Origin of the sequence: Vibrio sp. 10N.261.52.A1 (assembly GCF_002876325.1) — a bacterium.
GTDB classification, from domain to species: domain Bacteria; phylum Pseudomonadota; class Gammaproteobacteria; order Enterobacterales; family Vibrionaceae; genus Vibrio; species Vibrio chagasii.
Genome location: NZ_MCYD01000962.1, coordinates 1,061 through 1,572 on the forward strand (window position 1 = coordinate 1,061; position 512 = coordinate 1,572).

Here is a 512-nt window from a genome sequence, read left to right on the forward strand (position 1 = left end):
TCGTGGTTTTGCGGTCGTTGCCGATGAGGTTCGTGTGTTAGCGCAGAAAACAACGCAATCTACAGCTGAAATCGAAACCATGATCAGCAACCTACAATCCAGCTCGAAAACCGCAAGTAACGTTATCGAAAGCTGTATGAGTGATATGGACATGTCGGTACAACAAGCATCGAATGCCAATAGTGCAATGGAAGAGATTCAAGCCTTGATTCTAGAAATCAGCCATATGAGTACTCACATCTCTCAAGCTGCTGCTGAACAGAGTGAAACCTCGGGTGATATTGCGCGTAATATTGAAGACATTAACCACATCGCCGACGCCAGTTACCAAGCGATGTCATCAATAGCTGAAGCGAGCCAAAACCTAACGATTCTCGCAAATCAACAAGGGGATTTGGTTCATCAATTTAAGCTATAGATAAATGATGAAACCATAGATATTTGGTGAGATTGTTGGGACTTCTTACCCAATAGTGGTAACTATTTGAACAAGGGCAACTTTTATCAAGAGT

1 protein-coding gene is annotated in these 512 nt (G+C 42.6%); it reads left to right on the top strand.

What is annotated here, in order from left to right:
* Nucleotides 1-418 (top strand): methyl-accepting chemotaxis protein (locus BCT81_RS20885; protein WP_241908251.1); only part of this gene is annotated, 418 nt, incomplete at its 5' end.
* Nucleotides 419-512: the final 94 nt, after the last annotated feature.